The sequence below is a fragment of the Halolamina rubra genome (assembly GCF_000739555.1).
In the GTDB taxonomy this organism is placed as follows: Archaea; Halobacteriota; Halobacteria; order Halobacteriales; family Haloferacaceae; genus Halolamina; species Halolamina rubra.
Genome location: NZ_BBJN01000014.1, coordinates 54,092 through 60,788 on the forward strand (window position 1 = coordinate 54,092; position 6,697 = coordinate 60,788).

The 6,697-nt window shown below is 68.1% G+C and carries 4 protein-coding genes and 1 pseudogene; all 5 read left to right on the plus strand.

The window, feature by feature from the left end; translation table 11 throughout:
* Positions 1–5 precede the first annotated feature (5 nt).
* Positions 6–2,261: an NADP-dependent malic enzyme gene (locus ACP95_RS04500; protein ID WP_049980060.1), complete on the plus strand. Its 2,256-nt coding sequence runs from the start codon at positions 6–8 to the stop codon at positions 2,259–2,261.
* 175 nt (positions 2,262–2,436) lie between these two features.
* On the plus strand, positions 2,437–4,089 hold the full coding sequence (locus ACP95_RS04505) for an ABC transporter substrate-binding protein (protein WP_049980061.1): 1,653 nt from the start codon (positions 2,437–2,439) through the stop codon (positions 4,087–4,089).
* Positions 4,090–5,088 (plus strand): ABC transporter permease, encoded by a 999-nt coding sequence (locus ACP95_RS04510; RefSeq protein WP_049980062.1) that lies wholly within the window; start codon positions 4,090–4,092, stop codon positions 5,086–5,088.
* A pseudogene (locus ACP95_RS04515) lies at positions 5,085–6,127 on the plus strand (ABC transporter permease). Before ACP95_RS04510 ends, ACP95_RS04515 begins: the two are co-directional and overlap by 4 nt.
* Before the next feature lies 1 nt (position 6,128).
* Positions 6,129–6,697 (plus strand): ATP-binding cassette domain-containing protein (locus tag ACP95_RS04520; protein ID WP_154018434.1); only part of this gene is annotated, 569 nt, incomplete at its 3' end.

Consider the following 6,697-nt stretch of genomic DNA (forward strand, 5'->3'; position numbering starts at 1 on the left):
AGCGTATGGGACTCGACGACGACGCCCGGGAGTATCACCGGTCCGATCCGCCCGGCAAGATCGAGATATCGACGACGAAGCCGACGAACACCCAGCGCGACCTCTCGCTGGCGTACTCGCCCGGCGTCGCGGCGCCGTGTCGCGACATCGACGCCGACGAGGAGCGCGCCTACGAGTACACCGCGAAGGGGAACATGGTGGGCGTCGTCTCCAACGGGACGGCCGTGCTCGGCCTCGGCGACATCGGCGCCCAGGCCTCGAAACCAGTGATGGAGGGGAAGGGGGTGCTGTTCAAGCGCTTCGCCGACATCGACGTGTTCGACATCGAGCTCGACGAGACCGACGTGGACGCGTTCTGCCAGTCGGTCGAGGCGATGGAGCCGACGTTCGGCGGGATCAACCTCGAGGACATCGCCGGCCCCGAGTGCTTCGAGATCGAGCAGCGCCTCCGGGAGTCGATGGACATCCCCGTGTTCCACGACGACCAGCACGGCACCGCGATCATCAGCGGCGCGGGCCTGCTCAACGCGGTCGACGTGCTCGACAAGGACATCTCCGAGATGGAGATCACGTTCTCCGGCGCCGGCGCGTCGGCGATCGCGACCGCGAAGTTCTACGTCGAGCTCGGCGCCGACCCCGACAACATCACGATGTGTGACTCCTCGGGGATCATCACCGAGCAGCGTGCCGCGAACGGCGACGTGAACGAGTACAAGAAGGAGTTCGCCCGCGACCTGCCGGAGGGCGACCTGGCGGACGCGATGGACGGCGCCGACATGTTCGTCGGGCTCTCCGTCGGCGGCATCGTCTCCCCCGACATGGTGGCGTCGATGGCCGAGGACCCCATCGTCTTCGCGATGGCCAACCCCGAGCCCGAGATCGGCTACGAGGCGGCCCGCGCGGCCCGCGACGACACGGTGATCATGGCCACCGGGCGCTCGGACTACCCGAACCAGGTGAACAACGTGCTCGGGTTCCCGTTCCTGTTCCGCGGCGCGCTCGACGTGCGCGCGACGAGCATCACCGAGAACATGAAGATGGCCGCCGCGGAGGCGCTGGCGGAGCTCGCCCGGAAGGACGTGCCCGACGCCGTCGTGAAAGCCTACGGCGACCAGCCGCTCCAGTACGGGCCGGAGTACGTCATCCCGAAGCCGGTCGACCCGCGCGTGCTGTTCGAGGTCGCGCCGGCCGTCGCCGAGGCGGCGATGGAGGAGGGCGTCGCCCGCACCGAGATCGACATCGACGCCTACTCCGAGAAGCTCGAGGCGCGGCTGGGCAAGTCCCGCGAGATGATGCGGGTCGTGCTCAACAAGGCGAAGAACACCGACCAGCGCATCGCACTGGCGGAGGGGACCGACGAGAAGATGGTCCGCGCCGCCGCCCAGATCCAGGAGCAGGGGATCGGCGACCCCGTGCTGCTGGGTAACAGCGACGAGATCGAGGGGATCGCCGCCGACCTCGGCCTCGACTTCACCCCGGAGATCGTCGACCCGCGCGTCGACGACACCGAGGCGTACGCCGAGCGACTGTACGAGCTCCGCCAGCGCAAGGGCGTCACCCGGAGCGAGGCGACCGAACTCGTCCGACGTGACACCAACTACCTCGGGAGCGCGATGGTCGAGACCGGCGACGCCGACGCGCTGCTGACGGGGCTGACCCACCACTACCCGTCGGCGCTCCGGCCGCCGCTCGAGGTGATCGGCACCGCCGAGGACGCCGAGTACGCCGCGGGCGTGTACATGCTGACGTTCAAGAACCGCGTCGTGTTCGTCGCGGACGCCACGGTGAACCAGGACCCCAGCGAGGCGGTGCTGGAGGAGATCACCAAACACACCGCCGAACTCGCCCGGAGCTTCAACGTCGAGCCGCGTGCGGCGCTGCTGTCGTACTCCAACTTCGGCTCGGTGGAGAACGAGGGGACCGCCAAACCCCGCGACGCCGCCGCGGCCCTGCGTGCGGACCCCGAGGCCGACTTCCCCGTCGACGGGGAGATGCAGGCCGACACCGCGGTCGTCGAGGACATCTTGACAGACACCTACGAGTTCTCGGCGCTGGACGAGCCCGCGAACGTGCTGGTGTTCCCGAACCTCGAGGCCGGCAACATCGCGTACAAGCTGCTCCAGCGCCTCGGCGGCGCCGAGGCGATCGGCCCGATGCTCGTGGGGATGGACAAGCCCGTCCACGTGATGCAGCGCGGCGACGAGGTGAAGGACATCGTCAACCTCGCCGGCGTCGCGGCCGTCGACGCCCAGGGCGAGTAAGCCGGGGGCCCGGGAAACCGGCAATCCCGGCCACTGAAGGGTCGTTTATTACCGATTACCCCCGTAGTTTTCCGGCCGCTGTTCTTCGGTTTCTGATGTATTCACCCGAAGCGAAAGGGGTGAGATGTGCGCCCGCGGCGCAGGGTATAAGTTAATCCGCCTCGACCGACTGTCTATGTCTGACAAAGACAGTCCGGACGTGAGTCGACGGAAGTTCCTCGGCTTCGCGGGCGCAGCCACGGCGACGGCCGTCGCCGGCTGTGGCGGCAACGGCGGCACGGACACCGAAACCGAGCCCAGCGGCGACGGCACGGACGAGCCGACCGACACGCCCGCCGGCGACGACACGCCGACGGAGCGTCCGGAGCCGGAGACCCGCGACGGCTACCTCCAGCGCGCGAACCGGGTCGCCCACGAGCAGGCGCCGTGGGTGTTCCTCAACCGCCAGTACTCCGTCTACGGCAAGAGCGACGACATCGAGTGGGAGGCACGGGCCGACGAGTTCATCGACGCCTACGCCATCTCGCCCGCGACCGACAGCGGGGACGACGTGGTGATCAACCAGTCCCAGATGGACAGCGGGCTCGACCCGCAGGACCACCGCGCGACGCCGACGGACAACATCGTGATGCAGGCGTACGAAAAGCTGCTCGACCGCGACCGCGAGGGCGGTATCCTCGACTCGCTGGCCGACGACTACAGCCGGCAGGAGGACGGTCGCGTGCGGTTCCACATCCGCGACGGCGTCTCGTTCCACTCCGGTGACAACCTCACCCCCGAGGACGTGGCGTACTCGATCAACCGGATCGTGGACCCCGAGACCGGGATCGCCAGCCCCCAGCAGGACCAGCTGGCGGGCGTCACCGGCGCGGAGGTCGTCGACGGCGAGCGCGCGGTCGACGTGATGAGCGACGGGCTCAACCCAATCGTGTTCTCGCTGTTCGCGAGCTACGGGCCCATCATGAACAAGTCGTGGGTCCAGTCCAACGAGAACTCCTACATCAACCAGAACATCGACGGAACCGGTCCGTTCGTGCTGGAGACGTACGAGCAGGGCGTCCAGGTCGTGTTCAACCGCAACGACAACTACTGGAAGGAGGCCGCGGAGATCAGCAGCCTCACGATCGAGTCCGCCAGCGAGTCCAGCACGCGCGTGAACTCGCTGCTCTCCGACGAGTCGGACATCATCGTCAACGTGCCGCCCCAGGAAGTGAGCCGGGTCGAGGAGAACGACGGCAGCAGCATCGCGGCGGCGCCGTCGACGCGGGTCATCTTCAACGCGATGCGCTACGACGTGGAGCCGTTCGACTCCCCCGAGTTCCGCCAGGCGGTCAACTACGCGATCGACCTCGAGAGCATCATCCAGAACGTGCTGAGCACGTTCGGCGACCAGACCGCCCAGCCGACGCTCGACGGCTACTTCGGCTACAACGAGGATCTCGACCCGTACCCGCACGACCCCGAGCAGGCCGAGGCGCTGGTCGAGGAGTCCGGCTACGCGGGCGTAGAGGTCGAACTCCACACCCCGGTGGGTCGCTACCTCAACGACGTGGAGATCGCCCAGGCGGTCGCGGGCTACCTCGACGAGCTCGAGAACGTCACCGCGAGCGTCAACCAGCGTGACTTCCAGGCGCTCGCCAGCGAGGTCGTCGACGGCAACATCGAGACCAGCCCGCACTGGTACCTGCTCGGTTGGGGGAACACCACCTTCGACGCGAGCCAGACGCTCATCCCGCTGCTCACCAGCGACGGGAACCTCACGAGCTGGTCCAACGACGAGTTCGACCGACTCATCGAGGAGGCACAGAGCCTGCCCAGCGAAGAATAGATGTCGTACGGACGGTTCCTGCTGAAGCGGGGGCTTCAGGGAATCGTGGTGGTCTGGGGCGTGGTCACCATCGTGTTCATGCTCCGGTTCATCACACCAGGCAGCGCCGTGGACGCCGTGGCGCCGCTGGACGCCAGCCCCGAGCTTCGCCAACGGATCGCCGAGGAACTGGGGCTGGACGAGCCGCTGTACGTCCAGTATCTCGACTACCTCTGGGAGCTGCTCAACGGCGACATGGGGTACTCCTACATCTCCGGGATCGAGGCCAGCCAGATGGTGTTCTCGAAGCTGCCGGCGACGATCGAACTCGCTGTCGCCAGCAGCATCATCGCCATCGGGCTGTCGATCCCGCTGGGCGTGATCAGCGCGACCCGGCGCCACCAGCCCGCGGACTACGCGGCGACGACGTTCTCGCTGGTGGGGATCTCCACGCCGAACTTCTGGCTGGGGATCATGCTGATCCTGCTGCTGTCGGTGCAGTTCGGGATCTTCCCGACCAGCGGCCGCGCCTTCGGCTTCGTCCAGGCGTTCGAGATCGCCGTGAACCAGGGGCTCGCCGCCGGCGCCGACGCCATGTTCCAGTGGCTGCGGTACATCACGCTCCCCGCGGTGACGCTGGGGACGTACTTCACGGCGCTGATCACCCGGCTCACGCGCTCGGGGATGCTCGAGGAGCTGGGGCAGTCCTACGTCCGGGCGACCCGGGCGAAGGGGCTGCCCGAGTCGCTCGTCCGCTACAAGCACGCGCTGCGGAACACGCTGATCCCCGTGATCACCGTCCTCGGCCTGCAGCTGGGGACGCTGATCGGCGGCGCGGTCATCACGGAGTCGGTGTTCTCGTGGCCCGGGCTCGGGACGACGCTGATCAACGCCATCAACGCCCGCGACTGGCCGATCCTGCAGGCGACGCTGGTCGTGATCGGTACCGGGTTCGTCATCGTGAACCTGGTCGTCGACGCCGTCTACGCGTATCTCGACCCACAGGTGGTCGCTGAATGATCTCTCCACGTACGCTCAGAAACCTCCGGAAGGAGCTCCGCTCCAGCGCGCTCGCGAAGATCGGTATCGTGCTCGTGCTCGCGATGATCGTGGTCGCGGCCTTCGCCCCGTTCATCGCGCTGCACAACCCGACCAACCAGAACCTCGACGAGAACAACCTCCCGCCGATGGGGTTCAGCCGGACCACCCAGGAGACCACCTCCGAGATGGTCAACGGCTCGCTCGAGGTGACCAACGAGACGGTGTACGTCAACGCCACCGCGAGCCACCCGCTCGGCACGAACTCGCTCGGCCAGGACGTGTACTCCCGGGCGGTGTACGGCGCCCGGACGTCGATGATGGTCGGCGTGTTGGGCACCGTGCTCGCCGCGTTACTGGGGGTGACAGTCGGGCTCGTCGCGGGGTTCTACCGCGGGCGGGTCGACGACGCGCTGATGCGCTTCGCTGACGTGTCGCTCGCGTTCCCCTCGCTCGTGTTGGCGATCGCGCTGATCGGGCTCTGGGGCCGGGCGGCCGTCGACGTTCCCGATCCGTTCGTGGTGTTGGGGCTGGTTGACCCCGTCCGGCAAGCCCTGGGCTTGCCGACCGGGATGCCCGACTCCTTCGTGCTCCCGGGGACGGTGATCGTCGTCGTCGGCTGGTGAACTGGGTCTGGTTCGCCCGGATCGCCCGCGGCGAAGCGCTGTCGATCCGCGAGGAGGAGTACGTGAAGGCCGCCCGCGCGCTGGGCGCCAGCGACGCCCGGATCATCGGGCGCCACGTGCTCCCCAACGCGACGACGCCGATCCTGGTGCTCGCGACGATCCAGGTCGCCGCGATCATCCTGCTCGAGTCGTCGCTCTCATTCCTCGGGTTCTCCGGGACGACGCTGTCCTGGGGCTTCGACATCTCGCAGGGTCGCGGCTACCTCTCGACGGCGTGGTGGATCGCCACCGTGCCGGGGCTCGCGATCGTGCTGGCGGTGATCGGCGTCAACCTCGTCGGCGACTGGCTCAGGGACGCCTTGGACCCCGGTATCGAGGGGGAGGGGGGTGTCTGAGATGGCCGACGAGATCCTCAAGGTGCGGAACCTGACGACCCGCTTCTTCACGGAGGAGGGGCAGGTCAACGCGGTGGAGCACGTCGACTTCGACGTGCGCGACGGCGAGGTGTTCGGCATCGTCGGCGAGTCCGGCTCCGGGAAATCTGTCACCGCGCTCTCGCTGATCGACCTGGTGGAGACGCCGGGGCGCATCGTCGAGGGCGAGGTGTGGTACCGCGACGCCGACCTCGCCGAGGAGCACCGCGACTCCCACCCCGAGGCCGTCGACGGCGACTACGTCGACGTGCGCCAGCTGCCGGAGGCCACCCGCCGGTGGCTCCGCGGCCCCGCGTTCGCGACGATCTTCCAGGACCCGATGAGCAGCCTCAACCCCTCGATCACCGTCGGCGAGCAGATCGCCGAGGCCGTCGAGGTGCAGCGCCGCGCCCGCGCGAACCCGCGGCGCACGCGCTCGCGGACGCAGGGGTACGGGCTGGGTCGGCTGCTCGTCGACGCCGCGATCCCCACCCGGGAGTACGTGAGCGACGAGAGCCACGAGCGCGCGGTCGAACTGCTCGAGCGGGTCGG